Origin of the sequence: Flavobacterium sp. (assembly GCF_004295795.1) — a bacterium.
GTDB lineage: Bacteria > Bacteroidota > Bacteroidia > Flavobacteriales > Flavobacteriaceae > Flavobacterium.
This window is the reverse complement of record NZ_SEBR01000004.1, coordinates 124,415-142,375: the sequence shown is the minus strand read 5'-3', so window position 1 is coordinate 142,375 and position 17,961 is coordinate 124,415. Positions and strand designations below refer to the sequence as shown.

Genomic DNA, 17,961 nt, shown 5'->3' with positions numbered 1-17,961 from the left:
GGTTGCAACCAAAAAAGTGTTTCGACCAATTATGCCCTTTCAAGCACGATTGCCGATGCGCCTCCGCCTCCGTTGCAAATCGCAGCCGCCCCGATCTTGGCATCGTTCTGTTCCAAAACGCTCAACAAAGTCACGATGATCCGCGCTCCTGAAGCACCAAGCGGATGTCCCAAAGAAACCGCGCCTCCGTTTACGTTCACTCTGTCGGCTGGCAATCCCAAAATCTTCGAATTGGCCAACCCGACAACCGAGAAAGCTTCGTTGAACTCGAAGAAATCGACATCTTCCTTGGAAATCCCGGCCTTGTCCAAAGCCTTCGGAAGCGCTTTCGCCGGCGCTGTCGTGAACCATTTCGGCTCTTGCTCGGCATCGGCAAAACCTTTTATGTAAGCCAGTGGCTTCAATCCAAGTTCGTTGGCTTTATCCTCGCTCATCAGCACCAAAGCCGCGGCTCCGTCGTTGATTGTCGAGGCATTTGCAGCGGTAACCGTCCCGTCTTTCGTAAAGGCAGGATTCAACGACGGGATTTTATCGAGTTTCACGTTCGAGTATTCCTCGTCTTTTGCAACCACAATCGGCTCGCCTCGTCTTTGAGGAACCGCAACAGGAACGACCTCATTGTCGAATTTCCCGCCGTCCCAAGCGTTGGCTGATCGTTGGTAAGATTGGATGGCAAAAGCATCTTGGTCCTCGCGAGTAAAATTGTATTCCTTGGCACATTCGTCGGCGAAAACTCCCATGGCATTGTTGTCATAGGCATCGCTCAGTCCGTCTCTTTGCAGTCCGTCGATTAGATTCGCTCCTCCGAATTTCACGCCGTTTCTCATGTGTACGTAATGCGGGATCGCGCTCATGTTTTCCATTCCGCCAGCGACCACGATATCGGCATCGCCCAATTGGATCGCCTGCGCGCCCTGCATCACGGCTTTCATCCCCGAAGCGCAAACCTTGTTCACGGTAGTCGTTATGACCGAACTCGGCAAACCTGCGCCCAAGGCGGCCTGACGCGCCGGAGCTTGTCCAACGCCAGCCTGGACAACATTGCCCATAAGGACTTCGTCTACCAATTCCGGTTTAAGGTTGATTTTTTCCAAAGCGCCTTTTATCGCCACAGCGCCCAATTGGGTTGCCGGAACGGTTGACAAAGCGCCCATAAAACTTCCTATCGGGGTTCTCACTGCCGATACGATTACAACTTTTTTCATGGTTTGTGTTCTTTAATTGGAATCCGCGTTGACGCGGACGATCTTTTGTTTGTGCAGCGAATTTAGCTAATTTTCAAAATAGTTGGTTTGCTTTTATGGTTCTGTTAATAAGTTGCGTGTAAAATTGAAGGCTGTTGCTTTTACGGCAATTATCCGCAAGATCGAAAGTGATGGATTAGGAGCAAAAAAAAATGCCTCAAGCAGCACTTGGGCATTTTTTCTTTGAAATTCATTCGTGATCGCAGAAGGATTCGAACCTTCGACCGCCTGCTTAGAAGGCAGGTGCTCTATCCAGCTGAGCTATGCGACCATTGCTTTAAAGCGGTGCAAATATAGATAGGTTTATCGGGTTTGGCAATATGGAAGCCAAATTATTTGGAAATTGTTTGGCGGGTCGTCACTAACGCATTGGTTTTGTGTCGGTTCAGATTCAAAACAAAAAGCGTCGGCGATAGCTTAGCTTGATTTGACGCCATTTGCTTTTTGAAACGACCTGTCAAACATCCAAGATCGGTTGAACAAGACCGGCAGAAGATTTTTTGCGCCAACCTACATTTAACTTTTTCGGCAGAAAATCCGTAAGGAAATGTGCTTTGGAAGCCCGAACTTCGTAAACCTAACAAATCTTCGAGATTTGTTAGGTCTGGAGAAAAGCGAAAAAACTTGCGAAATTCCCAATCCGAAATTTCGCCAATCGACAAATCCAAAAATCTTCCGATCTAAAAATCTTCCGATCTAAAAGCTTCCGATCTAAGATCCGTCAATCTGCCAATCCGAATATCTACCAATCCGAAAATTCCAATTCAAAGTCTCCAAATCCGATAATCCTTCAATCTGAAATCCATCAATCCAAAAGTCCAAAATCGACCAATCCGACAATCAAACATAAAGCTTCACACCGAGAATATGCTTGCAAATCCCGCGCTTGCCCTGATAATCGGTAAACCACTTGCAAGTACATCGCGCAGAATTGCCGTCGATGACCACTTTATGCAGGACATCGGTGCCTTTTACAATGGCCTCGATCGCGTCGGCGGTTTTGCTTACGATCGTGATGTCGTCGTTGGCAATAAGCGTTTTGGCATTCTTCAGGCGCGGATTCAGGCTCATGATGCGTTCGGTCTTGAACGGAAGTTGTCTGTAGAAATGGTTGCGCTGCGTCAGGTCGTACCCCAAAAGCCCGATAGACGACAGACTCGCCGTGAGGTTTTCCATCGTCCCGAAATCAATGTCATTCGCTATCGAGAGCATCGTCGGGTCGAAAGTTTCGTTCGATTTCAACATTCCGTTCAGGCCGACGACATATTCCATCGGCAAACTTTCGGTAATGGTTTCGAGCACTTTTCCTTCACCGGAGAATCCGCGGTAAGCGTCCGGTGAAAACGCCATCAAAAGTTGCATCTTGCCGAATTCGCACACAAGCGCGCAAGTCTGTTTGTCCGACGATTCGTAAACGAAAATCTTGTCCAATATCGGCAAAACGCCTTCAAGCAAACGCAGTCTGTGAATGCCGCCGATTCTGGCCGTATCGCTTCCGCCTAGCGTTGAGAAGACGAACTTTCCAGCCTTTTTCGCGATGAAGAAATCGCCTTTGGAATTTCCTTTGGGCAAACTTTGAAAGAGTTGGATCGCTTGGATCTTGGTGAGTTCGAACCGAAAATCCATGTCGGCCAAGTACAATTGGACACTCGTCAGGCCTTTGATCCAACGCGTCGGGAGCGTGACTTTGCGCTCGGTGACTTTCGCTTTCGATGTCGCCACGGTCATGTCTTTTTGCCCGACCGAAAGGGTTACGCGTTCGTTTTTCTGGATGCTGTTCAAGGCATTCAACATCGGATCGTTGAAATCGACGTTTGTAGTTCCGCTCGCGATGAATTCGCCGTCGATAGCTTCCGGTTTCATGTCCAATCTCACGTAAACGCCGTTGCAGGACGAAAATCCTTCGAAGCGGATGCGCTCGGTTCCGGCAGAAACGATCGGGTCGCGCAAACTTGGCGGAATCGGGCCAAAGCTCGAGCGCACGACTTTCGCGATCGTACTCCAACATTTTGCCGTCACATAAGGATCGACGAGATTTCCCCAGAAAAAGCAGGGAATCTCGTTCACCGATGCGATTTCGGTCCGGTGCGCCAAAACGAGTTTGTTCAGTCCTTTTTCGCGCGAAAATGTCGAATTCGCGTTGAATTCATATTGCAGATCGGTCATGTCAGTCGAGAATTTGTTTGATGAGCGGTTTCAGTGAAGCGACGTCTTTGTGTTTTTCGAAGAACGTTTTGGCTTGAAACGTTGGTTTTTGGCCGTTTTTGAGCGCGACGTCGAGGTAATTTTCGACGAGTTTCTTGAAGTTGGTCGGCAATTTTGCTTCGTATTTTACATCAGACAAAAAACTGTCGTAAAAGCCTTGCAAAGCCGAATTGTGGACGGCCGAAATGTCCTTGACCGCGGCCACGCTGTCCGACAACCGCTGGAACGGCGCGTATCTTACGTCCGAAAGGAAAGCGCAATGTTTGCCAAGTGCTTCCATGTCAACCGATCCATTTTCGATCAGCATTCCAAGAATTTCCGAAGCCATCATCCTGACTTCCTTGGAATCGTGGAAAAACGCGCAACCCAAAACTTTGTGCGCCAAAAGTGACATCCTGAATCCCGGATCGACCGTCAATTGCAGAAAGGCTTTGAGATCTGCTCCGGAACTGTTTGTCTGGGCGCAAGATTGTTTCAGCAAATGCAAAGCCAGAGCGTCTCCATTTTGTGGCATCAGGCTGTTCCAGTATTTCACATTCGCAGGCGTGCCGAGCTCGAACAGGTAATTTCGTTTTTGGTTTATGAGATCCAGGCTGTAAAGCAAAGGCGCGGGCACCGTTTTTACCGGTTGCGTGTCAAAACCCAATTCGTGCCAGATTTCCGAGCGCACCATTTTTTTGGTTTCATAATCCTTGTATTCATAAAAGCGTTCAAACGACTTCAATTCGGGCGCGAACGGCGCTTTTACCATGTGGAAGTTCGCAAAATCGGTGTTGTCGAATTCGGGAAAAATTCCGTTCGGGTTGTGCGTGCGCGCTGCTACTGCCCAGGAATAGGCGACGGGATTTGCGGTCTCGCCTCCGATTTTGGAAAGAAGTTTGCCAAAAAGCGATTTTTTCGGGGCATTGACTTTAATCTCATCGGTCAGACCAAGGCAATAAGCCAGCAACTCCTTGAATTCGCCGTTGATCTTTTCCAGAATAGGCAAGGCTTCGGACACATTTTCGCGCGGCATTCGCGAAATTGCTACGGCCAAATCGACCCAATCGACCGCGACGTTGTTTTCCTGGCAATCCAAAAGGCGTTGCAGCAGCGTTTTCGGCTCGATCCAATGCGGTTTGTGCGTCGGGAACGAAAGCATCGGAATGGTCGAATTGCGATCGATTCGCGCTTGGACGGCATACAAAATATGTTTGATCGACATCAGCGTCGCGATCTTTTCATCGGAATCGTCCTCGATCTGGAATTTGAAATTGATGTCGAGCATTTTCTGTCGGAAAAAAACACTGGCGTAATTGAGGTGAAAACCGCCCAGATAGTTGTTCTCGAGCTGTTTATAATACGGTTGGAGTTGCTTTGATTGATCGGCTGGAAACAGATGTCTCGAAACGATGTAAGTGTTCAGCAGGATTTCCATCGGCAAAACTTCGTCGGACGAAATGAATTCCCCAAACAGGAAAACGACGTCGTTCCAGGTTTCTGGCAAGGTGACGCGTTCCGTGAGCACTTTTTCCGAAGTTGTTTTCGGTTGGTAAATCTCGGCTGCCGAGTGTTCACTCCCGAAAGTTTGATCTGAAATAAATTTCGACAGGTCACTTCTTACCGCGCCTTGCAGCAACTCGCTATAGGAAACCAATTTTTCGACGAGTTCGGTTTCCTTCTCGGATGCCGATTTGTTCAGAAATCTGGCCGCGCGCTGTTGCAGATTGAGATCGGGAATCAGGAAGACCTCGGTCGTATTCAGATGGATTTTCTTTTTGAGTTTGGGATGCGATTTCGCCATTTTTTCGAAAACCATCAAAGCCGTCTTGACCGATGTTTTGCAATCGGCGCGCATCAGCATCGGCTCGACCCAATCCAGAAACGAATCTGAAGCGAACCTTGGATGTTCAGAAATCTTCTTGACCAAATCCATCCCGAAAGCGGTTACGGCCGGAAAAGCGTTGTGCAGACAAGCGAAGATGTGCTCCTGAAACGGCAGCAATTCCTCAACCGACAACTCCTGGGCGAGCAGTCGCTTCCTGAAAAAACTTTTGGCGTTGTTTGTCCAGTCTTTGGTCTGGATCAGGATCGTGTGTTCTATAAAAAAGTTCTTGTCCAGTTTTTTCTGAGCCAGTAACTCATCGAGCACGATTTCCCAAGTTTTCCGCTCCGGACGTTCGTCTTGTCCGTCTTCCCAAAAAACGAAATTCTGAATGTTGCAGTCGTAGTTGAAAAGTTGCGGAACGTCGCGCTTGTAAGCCGTTGCGTCCTCAAGCAGTTTCTCGATCTTCAAGCGGGGCACATTGTTATGAGACATTGTGACCATCGCGGCCAGCGACGTCGCGAAAAGGTCCGGACTGTAGGCGATAAATTCTCGGTCCTCCAGAAATCGCAAGGCTTCATACGGGAAAGTCCTCCACTCGTTTTTGCGTCTTTGGTCAAGCAGATACTCGTTGATCCAGTTGGGTTTTGCCCATTCCAGGACTTCCAAAGTTTCTTTGTCTTCCGGATTGGACAGCATCGAAAAAACTTCGTCCCAAGCCAGGACATCCGATTTGCTGAAAAGCGCGATCGCACTGAGCACAATCAGTTTCTCGTGATTTTCGTCGCCTCGTTTTCCCCAATACCAATTCTTGCCTTTTGGCTTGAACTCCGGATCGTTCTCAAGATCTACGTAATCAACCCAATAGCGCTTGTTTTTCTTGATTGCCTTCTTTAGCGCCTCGAGGTTACCTTTGGAATTGTCGTTGAGAAAGGGCAGGATTGCGGTTTTGTTTTTGGTTTTTATAAGATTGTCGTATTCGGGTGCGACATCTTTTTTCGCGGGCTTGATTTCTTTTTCGGATTTGCCTTTTGTCGCGATTTCCGACGGTTGTCCTTCTTCGGAATACCCTTTCTTGATTTTCTCGTTCATGATTTTCCCGGCGGCCTTAAGGCAGGCTTCCTCGCTTTCGAAGTTTTTGGTTTGGGATGTTCCGCTGGTCCCGGATTTGCCGTAGGTCACGGTAAATTGCGAACCAAAGGTCTCGATATTCCAGAATTTGTCAGAGGTGTCGTCGACGAAAGTCAGGTGTTTTTTCATCCTGAGGATTTTTTGCGTAAAGTAGGAAAGTTTTGGGAATTTGTTGGGTTGGAGGATTATTTGCTGTTGCGTTTGGTTGCTGCTGCTGCTGCTGCTGCTGCTGCTGTGTTTTTTTGACACGTTGTGAATCTTGTGCTGGTTACAGTCGCGTTCCGCAACTGCTGCTGCGTGTTTGGACACTTTGTGGGGCTTCGATCGGTAGCAGTCGCGTTCCGCAACTGCTGCTGTGTGTTTGAAAACATTATGCATCTTCGACTGGCAAACAAAAAATCCTTCTGCATTTGCAGAAGGATTTCCTTCGTCGGGGTGGCAGGATTCGAACCTGCGACCTCCTGGTCCCAAACCAGGCGCGATGACCGGGCTACGCTACACCCCGAATATTTAGCGGCAGTTGCAGTTGCAGCTTGCAGCACTAAATGTAACCTAAAAGCGGAGAGACAGGGACTCGAACCCTGGCGACGTTTGCACGTCGACAGATTAGCAATCTGCTCCGTTACCACTCCGGCACCTCTCCTGATGCAAAAAGACTTTCATCTTTTTGCGGTTGCAAATGTAAACGTTCAATCGATATTTTACAAAAAAGGGCGTTCTTTTTTTTAAAGTTTTTTGTGCCATTTTACGAATCCGTTAACAGTCAATGCTTAACACAAACTTTTCCGTTTCCTAAACTTGCGCGATTTTGAGTAACTTCGGAAAAAATAAGCCACAATGCGTTTCTCTACTGCCTTTTTTGTACTGATTTCAGTTTTTTCGATCGTCTGCTGCAAAAGCAATCAGCAGCCATTTGAAGGTGTTCAGCCGCAAGACGACATCATTGCCACGACTAACGATGCAAAGATCGGCAAAGCCAAAAAAATAGAAATGCCTGCAATTCCGGACACGACTTTCGTCGACCTGAAAAATTATAGCCGAGACTTTGTGTACGACATAAAATATGCTACATCGGACAATTTCCTCAAAAGTCAGGTTTACGATTGCGCCGAATGCTACCTGAGGCTCAAAACCGTCCAGGCCTTGTTGGCTGCCAATCAGGACTTCATCAAAATCGGTTATAGAATCAAGATATACGATTGTTACCGTCCGCTTGACATCCAAAAGAGAATGTGGAAAATCGTCCCGAATCCAAGTTATGTGGCGAATCCAAAAACAGGTTCAATCCACAATAGAGGCGGCGCTGTAGACATTTCGTTGGTAGATTCCGAAGGAAAAGAACTCGACATGGGAACCAAATTCGACCACTTCGGACCCGAAGCCGCAATCGACTACATCAATTTGTCGGAACAAGTAAAAAATAACCGCAAATTATTACAGGAAATCATGTCGCAACACCGTTTTTCCGTACTCAAATCAGAATGGTGGCACTTCAATTTCGCGGGCGCTTCCCAAGAAAAAGTTTCCAATTTCAGATGGGATTGCGATTAGTCAAAAATGCAATGCAAGGTGTCGATGAAATAAGTGTTCGGTGTATAGGTTTTGCCATCCTGTTCCGAGACGAAACTGCTTTTCACGATATAGTCGACAGTTTCGGTGCCATATCGAATCCGCATCAGGTCGATTGGTGATTTTCTGAGTTCCTCGTAAGTACTTTTCATGAAAAGGAAAACGGCGGTCTGGATGCGATTGTTCTTGTTGTTCTGGTCGCGAATGCTGGTTCCGCAGTTCTCATCTCCGGCATAAATCAACGTAACAACCTTGCCGTTTGCGAGTTGCAGATACATGCGCGAGTTCTTGTCGAGACAATTCGCCTTGACGAAATCGTTGCTTTTCGTGATGAAATTTACGTTCAACGCGAGTGTTTCGTCGGTTTTGACCAAGGAAAAGAAAATGTGTGCCGAAGTGCCGCCGAAAACCCGTTCATAAAAAGCATATTCGCGAGTCGATTTGTAAACGCCAAGACTATCCTTGACATCGGCCGAGAAATCACAAGGTTTTTGGGCAAAAGCAACGGTAATGGAAAAAAACAACGCAATCGCGATCAGGAATCTCATCTGTCAAATTTTGGCGCAAAGTAACACTATTTTGTCTTTGGAATTCACGGTCGTAAAAAAAGTGTAAAGTGATCCGCCGTCCTGGATTTTCCATTTGGCACGCAGTTTTTCGACCGATTCGGGGAAATTTCGCACCGAGACATTCGCTTTTTTCCCGTGAAGATTTTCTTTCATTTCGGATTTTCCGTACGCGATGACTTTGCCGACTTCGAAAATCCGGCCGGGAAATTCCGAAACGAGCTCGTCCGACGTGTAAAGATGAGAATGCCGATCGAGTTTCTCAAGGCCGAACCTGCGTCCGACAAGGTCAAAAGCGCCCGATTTGTAAATCGAGGAATTGGGTTCGTACAAGAATTTTTTGGGTTCCGAAAACCGGCTTTCGATTTCGATTTCAGAGGCGAAAAACTCGAATGTCTGAATTTTGTCTTTGAGCAAGTTAACGCATTTTACCTGAATATCCGATTCAAATCCTTTCCGAAGCAAGAAAAGCAATTCCTTGACCTCGTTTTCCAAAGCGACGATATGGATTTCGGCCACATTGCGAAGTTCTTTGAGTCCGGCGGAAATATCGAGCAAAGGCGCGGTCTTGACCAGAATGTTGTCTGATTTTGAAAAGTAGAAATCCAAAGATTCAGGAACGTTCGGAAGGCAGTCGACGAGCATGAAAACCTTGCCTTTATCGTCATTTCGGCGCGAAGGATCGACGTAAATCCAGTCGAAATCCGCGTCAGACTTTCGCAGGATTTCTTCGGAATTTCCACTTTCGCAATTGATGTTTTCGGCTTTCAGAACCTCGAAATTGTGAGCGGCGATCTGCGACAATTCGGCATTCATTTCACAATGCACGACAGAGGTGACTTTTTTGGAAAAATAAAGATCGTCCACACCGAAACCGCCTGTAAGATCAATGAGTTTTTCGCCTGACACAAGATTCGATTTGTATTCGGCAGTTTGCTCGGAGGAAGTCTGTTCAAGCGAAATTTTTGACGGAAAAATGACTTGTTCGTTGGCGAACCAAGTGGGCAATTTGTGCTTCGCCTTGGCGCGCGTGGCAACTTGATGCAACAGTTCGCGGTACTCGATTTGTGGAAACGGATTCTTGGAGAACGCTAATTTCCCGGCATCCGAATTCGTGTTTTCGACAATCCAACGCTGGATTTCGGGCAAAAGCAACTCCTTGTTCACGGCTAGATTTTTCGCGTCAGCAACTTTACGATCCTGTTTTCGGGCAAAAATTCCTTGGCGATCACTTTGAGAATCGTATACATAGGAACGGCGATAACCATTCCCAGAATTCCGAAAAGGAAACCGGCGACCAAAATCACAAGGAAAATCTCAAGCGGATGCGAGTCGACGCTTTTCGAGAAAATCAGCGGGCCTGTCAAATTGTTGTCGATGACCTGAACGACCCAAAATCCTATCATGACGTAGATCGTGGTGGGCAAAATTTCGCTTTGGAAATCGCTTCCGAGGTTGCTCAACATCGTCAGGACTGCGGCGAGAATCGATCCGATAAGCGGTCCGACGTAAGGGATGATGTTCAGGATAGCACACAAAAACGCGATGATCAGCGCATTCTGTACTCCGAAAATCAGCAAAACAACAAGATAAAGTACAAAAATGATCAGCAGTTGAAATACCAATCCGATGAAATAACGCGAGAGCAAATGGTCGATCTTTTCTATGGAATTGAGGATTTTTTCCTTGTGCGCTTCGGGCAAAAGCATCTTGATTCCGTTCTGGAACAAACGTCTGTCCTTCAAAAAGAAAAACGTGATGAAGAGCACCGAGGCCAATCCGACACCAAAACTTGAGATCGTTCCGAGAATGATGTTGAGGAAATTCGGGATAAAATTGAAATTGAGTTTTGAAGCAACATTCGATTCCTTGAGCAATTTGGCCGAATCGATGTTGTGGCTTTCGAGCCATTTCGTGGCCTGATCGGTGAGTTGGATCACATTCTGCTCGATGGCCGACGTGTTCAAAAGCGACAGATTATGGCCTTGGCTCGCAACCAAAGGCACGAACATCATGATGAACCCGAATATGAATCCGACGAAAATAAGCAAAGTAGTAAGCACCGCAAAAATGTTCTTGAACTTGCATTTGTTCTTGAGGAATTTGACGATCGGCATCCCGATAAGCGTCAGGACAAGCGAAACCGCAAGGTAGATCAACACCGATTGGATCAGCGACAAAAAGTAGAAAGCGAGTAAAATCGCGACCAGAACGCCGACCGCTTTGAGAATTCCTTTGGCAATGGTGTTCGAGGTCATAAGGCTAGTTGTTGAAAACGTAATTGATGATGTTGGCGCCCATTTTGAGCGCTTTTTCGCGTACTTCGGCCGGATCGTTGTGCACTTCGGTGTCTTCCCAACCGTCGCCCAAATCAGTTTCATAAGTGTAAAGCAACGCCAATCTTCCGTCTATTAAAACGCCGAAAGCCTGTGGCCGTTTGGCATCGTGCTCGTGAATTTTTGGGATGCCTTGCGGAAAAGGATTCGGTTTTTGGAAAATAGCGTGGTTTGCGGGCAATTCGACAAGAGGATTGCTCGGGAAAATGCGCTTGATCTCGCGTCGGATGAACTCGTCCATACCGTAATTGTCGTCAATGTGCAAAAAACCGCCGCCTTCGAGGTAGTTCCTCAGGTTCTGGATGTCGTTGTCACTGAAAACCACGTTGCCGTGACCGGTCATGTGCACGAACGGATACGACAGAAGATCCGGACTTCCGGGTTCGACTGTCGCGGGTTTTGCCGTAATTCTAGTGTTTATCGTGCGGTTGCAAAATTTGATCAGGTTCGGAAGCGAGGTTGGGTTTGAGTACCAATCGCCTCCGCCGCTGTATTTCAGCAGCGCGATTTCTTGCGCAGCCGCAGCGAAATGGAAAAGGATGACAAGCGACAGGAATATTTTTTTGTAGGTCACGAAACAAATTTTTTTAGCCACGAATTCACGAATCGGTGGATTTTTTATTTTAAAATGACTGAATTTGATTTTATAGCAATCAGAATTCAACCTACTCATTCACAAAAACCGCGCTATGACAAGCCACGACAGCCGCGGTCTCGGTGCGCAATCTCGTATTGCCTAAAGATACGGGAATAAAGGCGTTCTCGAGTGCCGATGCGATTTCTTTTTCGGTAAAATCGCCTTCCGGACCAATCAATACCGTCACGTCGCTTCCTTTTTGAAGTTCGCCTTTCAACGATTTCCTGTCGGTTTCCTCGCAATGGGCGATGAATTTCTGCGGACTGATTTCTCGTTTCATGAACTCCTTGAAAGTTTGGGCTTCATTGAGTTTGGGCATGAAATATTGGTTGGATTGTTTCATGGCCGATATGATGATTTTCTCGAATCGGTCGATTTTGACCTGGCTTCGTTCCGATCTTTCGCAGATCAACGGCGTGATTTCGGATATACCGATTTCAGTTGCTTTCTCGAGAAACCATTCGTACCTGTCGTTCATTTTCGTAGGCGCGACGGCCAAATGCAGGTAAAAGTCGAGCGGTTTCGATTTTTCTTCCGATACGATTCTCACCGTTGTTTTACTGTCGGACGGCAAAGTAATCTCGGTCTTGAAAAGCGAGCCCAAACCGTTGGTTACGTATATTTTGTCACCAGATGTCTTTCGCAACACTTTAACGATGTGACGGCTTTCTTCCTTGTCGAAAACAAGTGTTTTTGTGTCGGACGTAATATCAGGATTGTAGAATAACTGCATCAGAATTCGATTCTAGCTTTTGAAACCACCGACGCGTCCTCGAAATCGCCTTCGAGAAATTTGTGATAACCCGCGATTCCTATCATCCCGGCGTTGTCGGTCGTGTATTCGAATTTGGGAACGAAGGTTTTCCAACCCAGATCGGTTTCTGCGTCCTTCATCGCCTTGCGGATGCCCGAATTGGCCGAAACACCGCCGCCGATCGCGACTTGAGTGATTCCGGTTTGCGCTACGGCAAGTTTCATTTTGTCCATCAGTATCGCGATTATCGTATGTTGGATCGAAGCGCAGATGTCATCGCGGTTTTCCTCGACGAAATTCGGGTTCAGGGCTTTGTTTTTTTGGACGAAATACAGGATCGCGGTTTTGAGTCCCGAAAAACTGAAATCCAATCCCGGAACTTTTGGTTTGGTAAACGCAAAAGCTTTCGGATTGCCAGATTGCGCATATTTGTCGACGAGCGGTCCGCCGGGATATGGAAGCCCTAGGATTTTCGCGCTTTTGTCGAACGCTTCGCCTACGGCATCGTCTGTGGTTTCCCCGATTATTTCCATGTCGAAATACGAGTTGACTTTCACGATTTGCGTGTGTCCGCCAGAAATCGTCAGCGCCAGGAACGGAAATTCCGGTTTGTCGAAACCTTCCTCGTCTATGAAATGCGCCAGAATATGGGCTTGCATGTGGTTAATGGCGATAAGCGGAATCCCGAGCGCCAAAGCCAAAGACTTCGCGAACGAACCGCCCACCAAAAGCGAACCCATCAGGCCTGGTCCTTGCGTGAAAGCGATAGCCGAAAGCTTCGACTTATCAACATTCGCGCGTTTCAAGGCTGTCTCGATTACCGGAACGATGTTCTGCTGGTGTGCACGCGAAGCCAGTTCGGGCACGACGCCACCATACTCGTTGTGGATTTTCTGGTTGGCGACAACATTCGACAAAACCTTGTCGTTATGCAGTACGGCCGCGGCGGTGTCGTCGCAGGAACTTTCAATGGAAAGGATAAATACATCATTTGGATGCATAGTGTGGCACTTTTTTTGGTGGAAGCGGAAAACTTGTCGAAACGGTTGATAAAAATGAAACATTTTGCCCTCAACCGACAAAGTTTACACAAGTCCAAATGTTATCTTTGGGCAACAAATCTGAAAAAGCAAAATTAAAACATTCGCGGGTATCAAAAAATTTAAAAAAATAGCGATCCGTTCCATCGTCGGTTTACTGCTGTTTTTGCTCACGCTCGCCATTTTGCTTTCGCTTCCGCCAGTCCAGACCAAAATCGCGCAGTTCGCTACCGAAAAAATCAACGAGGATTTCGGAACGGACATCCACATCGACAAGATTGCAATTTCGGTATTTGGAGGTGTAAAGCTCAAGAAAGTACTGATCTACGACTACAAAAAAGACACTTTGGTCTACGCCAACCGCATCAAGACCAACATCTTGAGTTTCCGCCAGCTTTACAATGGCGATCTGCTTTTTGGCGACATCCGCGCAGACGGACTCACTTTCAACATGAAAACCTACAAAGGCGCAAAGGAAACGAATCTCGATCATTTCCTCAAGCTTTTCGAGACGCCGAAACAGAAACCTTCGGGCAGGAAATTTTTGCTCAAGGCCGACAATCTTTACATTTCGAACAGCCGGTTTGTTTTATCCGATGAAAATCGCGCCAATCCGAAAGACATCGATTTCAGAAAACTCGACGGACGACTGAAGGATTTCAAGGTTTACGGCCCCGAAGTCACGGCCGACATCCGCGAGCTGGCGTTTCTGGATCACCGCGGACTTTACGTGAAGAATCTCACCGCGCTTTTCAAATACAACAAAACCAACATCAGCCTTAAGAATCTCGATCTGAACACGGCGCATTCGTTGCTCAAAGGCGATGTTTTGCTCACTTATGTCAAGTCGGATTTTGCCGATTTCAACAACCGCGTGAAGTTCGACATCAGGATCGATCAGGCGACGTTGGCCACGAACGACGTGTATTATTTTTACAAGGACATCGGTCGCAACAAGTATTTTACGATGAAGTCGCACGTGACCGGAACGCTCAATAATCTTTATGCCGAGAACCTGCGGTTGAAAGACGAAAAAGGGTCGGAAATCATCGGAAACGTTCGCTTCAAGAATCTGTTTGGGAAAACCGGACAAAATTTCTACATGAACGGGAATTTCGACAAAGTTTATTCCGATTATCAGGATTTGGTCGATTTGCTTCCGAATGTTCTGGGCAAAAAACTTCCGACAAGTTTAAAGAAACTCGGAAAATTCAACATCGTCGGAAAGGCCGAAATCACGACGACTTCGATCGATACCGAACTCAAGATGTCCACCTCGCTCGGGAATCTGCAGACCGAGATCGTGATGACAGACATCGACAACATCGACAACGCCAAATACACCGGACACATCGTCCTGCACGATTTCCAGCTTGGGAAATTCCTCGAGAAACGCGATCTTGGAATCGTTAGCCTTGACGTTGACGTCGACGGAAAAGGTTTCCGACAGGAATTCATGGACACGTCTTTCTCGGGCGACATTTTCAAGGTCGGATACCGCGATTACCTTTACACGAACATTCTCATAAACGGGAATTTCACGAATCCCGTTTTCGAAGGCCAGGTTTTCGTGAACGATCCGAATCTTTTCATGGATTTCAACGGAAAGGTGAACCTGAGCCAAAAGGAAATCCAGTACGACTTCCACGCCAAGATCGATTATGCGAACCTGGGCAAGATGCGTTGGGTCAAAAACGACTCGATCGCGGTTTTCAAAGGTGATATCGCTACGCAGATTTCGGGCAATTCGCTTGACGACCTGCAGGGAAATATCCACATCAACCAAACGTCTTACCAAAACAAGCGCGACACTTACTACTTTGAGGATTTTGCGATAAACATTTCATTCGACCAGAACAAGGTCAGGACGATCGCGATCAATTCTCCCGATATCATCGAAGGCGAGATCGTCGGGAAATACAAGTTTGCCGAAGTCCCGAAAATGGTCGAGAATTCGCTTGGAAGCCTTTACGCGAATTACAGTCCGAACAAGATCGCGAAAGGGCAATTCATGCGATTCAACCTTTCGGTCTACAACAAGATTCTCGAGATTTTCCTTCCCGGAATCACGGTCGGGCCGAATACGCAGATCGCCGGAAGCATCAATTCCGACAACAACGAATTCAAGCTCAAATTCGATTCTCCGATGATCGGCGCGTTCGAGAATTACTTCGACAACGTAAGGATTCAGGTCGACAACAAGAATCCGCTTTACAACGCTTTTATCGAAATGGACACGATTCGGACAAAATGGTACAAGATTTCAGATTTCAGCGCTTTGAACGTCACGGCCCGCGACACGCTTTTCGTGAGAACCGAATTCAAGGGAGGCGAAAAAAGCCAGGATTACTACAACCTGAACTTGTATCACACCATCGACAAACAGAAGAATGTGGTCATCGGTTTCGATAAATCGGAACTCAAATACAAGGATTTTCTGTGGTTCATGAACGAGCCCGACACGAAAGAAGGCAACAAAGTCGTGATCGACCGCACTTTCAAGAACTTCAGTTTCGAGAATTTTGCCTTGTCGAACCAAAAACAGAGCATCAAGTTCAACGGATTGCTCAAAGGCAAGAAATATAAGGATCTATCGCTTACGTTCGATCATGTCGATCTGTCGAAATTCACGCCTGCGACCCAAAGTTTCCGAGTGGCCGGAAGCCTTAACGGCACCGTCAGCCTCAAACAGGACGGAGAAGTTTACCAGCCGATGTCTTCCGTGAGGATAAACGATCTGGCCGTGAACGAGACCGAACTCGGGAATTTAGTGCTGGATGTCGACGGAGACGAATCGTTCAAGAAATTCTACGTGAATTCGGTTCTCGAAAACAAGAACTTCGAGTCTTTCCGCGCCGATGGGGAAATTTCGGTGAGCGGCGGACAAACAAAATCTGACATCGACCTGCGTTTCAACAAGTTCAATCTGGCGATGCTCAATGCTTTGCTTGCGGGCGATGCGATTTCGGACATCAAAGGATTTGCGTCCGGAAACGCCAAGATCGAAGGCGCGTTCAGCGATCCGGAAATCAACGGACGACTTTATATGGACGAGACTTCGCTCAAAGTTCCGTATCTGAATACTGAATATGAGATGGACAGACATTCCGTAGTCGATGTGACCGAAAGCCAATTCATCATCAGGAATACGCAAATCACCGATACGAAATTCAAGACGATGGGAACGCTCGAAGGCAAGATCGAGCACAAAAAGTTCTCCGAATGGGCGCTTGACCTGAACATCCAGACCGACAGATTGCTTGCACTTGATACGAAAGACAGCGAGGACGCGGCTTATTACGGAACGGCTTTCATCAACGGAACGGCCTCGATTTCGGGTCCGACAACCGGGTTGTTCATCAAGGTCGATGCCAAGTCGATGCAAGGCACGTCGATAAAAGTTCCTATAAACAACGCCGAATCCACGGGATCGAGAAGTTACATCCACTTTTTGAGTCCGAAGGAAAAATACAATCTCGAGAAAGGTATCGCCGAACAAACCAGGAATTACAACGGACTCGAGCTGGAATTCGATTTCGACATCACGCCGGATGCCGAAGTGGAAGTCATCATCGACCGAAATACCGGCCACGGCATCAAGGGAAAAGGCTTTGGATCACTGCTGTTCAAGATAAACACGCTCGGGAAATTCAACATGTGGGGCGATTTCCAGGCTTACGAAGGAACATATAATTTCAAATACGGCGGACTTATCGACAAGAAATTCTCGCTCAAGAAAGGCGGATCGATCACTTGGGAAGGCGATCCGATGCGCGCGGTCCTGAACCTCGAAGCGGTTTACAAGACGACGGCGAATCCTGCGATCCTGCTCGACAATCCATCGGTGAACCGAAAAGTTCCGGTGGAAGTCGTCATTGGCGTGCGCGGAAACCTTGCGAGTCCGGAACCTGATTTCAACATCAATTTCCCAACAGTGAGTTCGGTTCTCAAATCTGAGATCCAATATAAACTCGACGATAAGGACACGAGACAGACGCAGGCTTTGTACTTGCTATCGTCTGGAACTTTCCTGAGTCCGGAAGGCGTGAACGAGTCTGATTTCGCCGGAAACCTTTTCGAGACCGCAAGCGGATTGATCGGCGACATTTTCCAGGATCCGGACAGCAATATCAAGGTAGGACTTGATTTCGTCGCGGCAGACAGACGTCCGGGAACGGAAGCCGATGGGCGAGTGGGCGTGAACATTTCCACCCAGGTTTCAGACCGGATTTCGATAAACGGAAAAGTGGGCGTTCCGGTTGGCGGCGTGAACGAATCGGCGATCGTTGGCGATGTCGAGGTGCAATATCGCGTCAACGAAGACGGGACGATGAACCTGCGCGTGTTCAATCGCGAGAACGACATCAATTATATAGGACAAGGAATCGGGTATACGCAAGGCGTCGGTATTACTTATGAGGTCGATTTCGATACTTTCCGCGAGCTCATCAGAAAGCTTTTCAATACGAAGATCGACGTAGACAAAGCCGATTCGGAAGTTCCGGATTCGTATATCCAGGAAGGCATGCACTTCACCGCGCCAACCGAAAAGAAGAAAAAGAAACCTGCTACGGCTCCAAAACCGAATTCGCAGGCTGTTCCTTCGCCCGAAGACGGCATGTGATTCTGAGCGAAACGTCTGATAAATTCGGCCTTTTCGAAAACTTATCAACGA

Annotated in this window: 11 protein-coding genes and 3 tRNA genes; 2 read left to right on the top strand and 12 right to left on the bottom strand. The window is 47.4% G+C overall.

Features of this window, described 5'->3' with window-relative positions; translation table 11 throughout:
• Positions 1-29: 29 nt before the first annotated feature.
• From EOO49_RS04070 to EOO49_RS04045, 6 genes are all read right to left on the bottom strand, one after another.
• Entirely contained in the window at positions 30-1,205 is a 1,176-nt protein-coding gene (locus tag EOO49_RS04070) for an acetyl-CoA C-acyltransferase (RefSeq protein WP_290842965.1), read from the bottom strand.
• 236 nt (positions 1,206-1,441) lie between these two features.
• Positions 1,442-1,515, bottom strand: a tRNA-Arg gene (locus tag EOO49_RS04065).
• Between the two features lie 569 nt (positions 1,516-2,084).
• Complete coding sequence (locus tag EOO49_RS04060; protein WP_290842963.1) at positions 2,085-3,410, bottom strand: SWIM zinc finger family protein; 1,326 nt, start codon at positions 3,408-3,410, stop codon at positions 2,085-2,087.
• A gap of 1 nt (position 3,411) precedes the next feature.
• Positions 3,412-6,693, bottom strand: a complete 3,282-nt coding sequence (locus EOO49_RS04055) for a DUF6493 family protein (protein ID WP_290842961.1) — start codon at positions 6,691-6,693, stop codon at positions 3,412-3,414.
• 121 nt (positions 6,694-6,814) lie between these two features.
• A tRNA-Pro gene (locus EOO49_RS04050) sits at positions 6,815-6,889 on the bottom strand.
• A 54-nt stretch (positions 6,890-6,943) separates the two neighbouring features.
• Positions 6,944-7,027, bottom strand: a tRNA-Ser gene (locus tag EOO49_RS04045).
• 194 nt (positions 7,028-7,221) lie between these two features.
• Here EOO49_RS04045 and EOO49_RS04040 point away from each other — a divergent pair.
• On the top strand, positions 7,222-7,935 hold the full coding sequence (locus tag EOO49_RS04040; RefSeq protein WP_290842959.1) for a M15 family metallopeptidase: 714 nt from the start codon (positions 7,222-7,224) through the stop codon (positions 7,933-7,935).
• On the opposite strand, the gene EOO49_RS04035 is transcribed toward EOO49_RS04040, so the two are convergent.
• From EOO49_RS04035 to tsaD, 6 genes are all read right to left on the bottom strand, one after another.
• The gene (locus EOO49_RS04035; RefSeq protein WP_290842957.1) at positions 7,932-8,501 is read right to left on the bottom strand and encodes a hypothetical protein; all 570 of its coding nucleotides are present in this window, start codon (positions 8,499-8,501) and stop codon (positions 7,932-7,934) included. The two genes, EOO49_RS04040 and EOO49_RS04035, sit on opposite strands and share 4 nt — an antisense overlap.
• A gap of 3 nt (positions 8,502-8,504) precedes the next feature.
• Positions 8,505-9,686 carry a class I SAM-dependent methyltransferase gene (locus tag EOO49_RS04030; RefSeq protein ID WP_290842955.1) on the bottom strand — a complete coding sequence of 394 codons (1,182 nt, stop codon included), beginning with the start codon at positions 9,684-9,686 and terminating at the stop codon, positions 8,505-8,507.
• Between the two features lie 2 nt (positions 9,687-9,688).
• The gene (locus EOO49_RS04025) at positions 9,689-10,777 is read right to left on the bottom strand and encodes an AI-2E family transporter (protein ID WP_290842953.1); all 1,089 of its coding nucleotides are present in this window, start codon (positions 10,775-10,777) and stop codon (positions 9,689-9,691) included.
• Between the two features lie 4 nt (positions 10,778-10,781).
• Complete coding sequence (locus EOO49_RS04020; RefSeq protein ID WP_290842951.1) at positions 10,782-11,429, bottom strand: DUF4159 domain-containing protein; 648 nt, start codon at positions 11,427-11,429, stop codon at positions 10,782-10,784.
• 91 nt (positions 11,430-11,520) lie between these two features.
• A complete protein-coding gene (locus EOO49_RS04015) occupies positions 11,521-12,225 on the bottom strand; it encodes a 16S rRNA (uracil(1498)-N(3))-methyltransferase (RefSeq protein WP_290842950.1) in 705 nt (234 codons plus the stop codon).
• Positions 12,225-13,247, bottom strand: coding sequence for a tRNA (adenosine(37)-N6)-threonylcarbamoyltransferase complex transferase subunit TsaD (gene tsaD / locus EOO49_RS04010; protein ID WP_290842948.1), 1,023 nt, complete (start codon positions 13,245-13,247; stop codon positions 12,225-12,227). Before tsaD ends, EOO49_RS04015 begins: the two co-directional genes overlap by 1 nt.
• A gap of 205 nt (positions 13,248-13,452) precedes the next feature.
• Between tsaD and EOO49_RS04005 the strand changes: the two genes are divergently transcribed.
• Positions 13,453-17,910, top strand: coding sequence for a translocation/assembly module TamB domain-containing protein (locus EOO49_RS04005; RefSeq protein WP_290842946.1), 4,458 nt, complete (start codon positions 13,453-13,455; stop codon positions 17,908-17,910).
• The last annotated feature ends 51 nt before the right edge of the window (positions 17,911-17,961 follow it).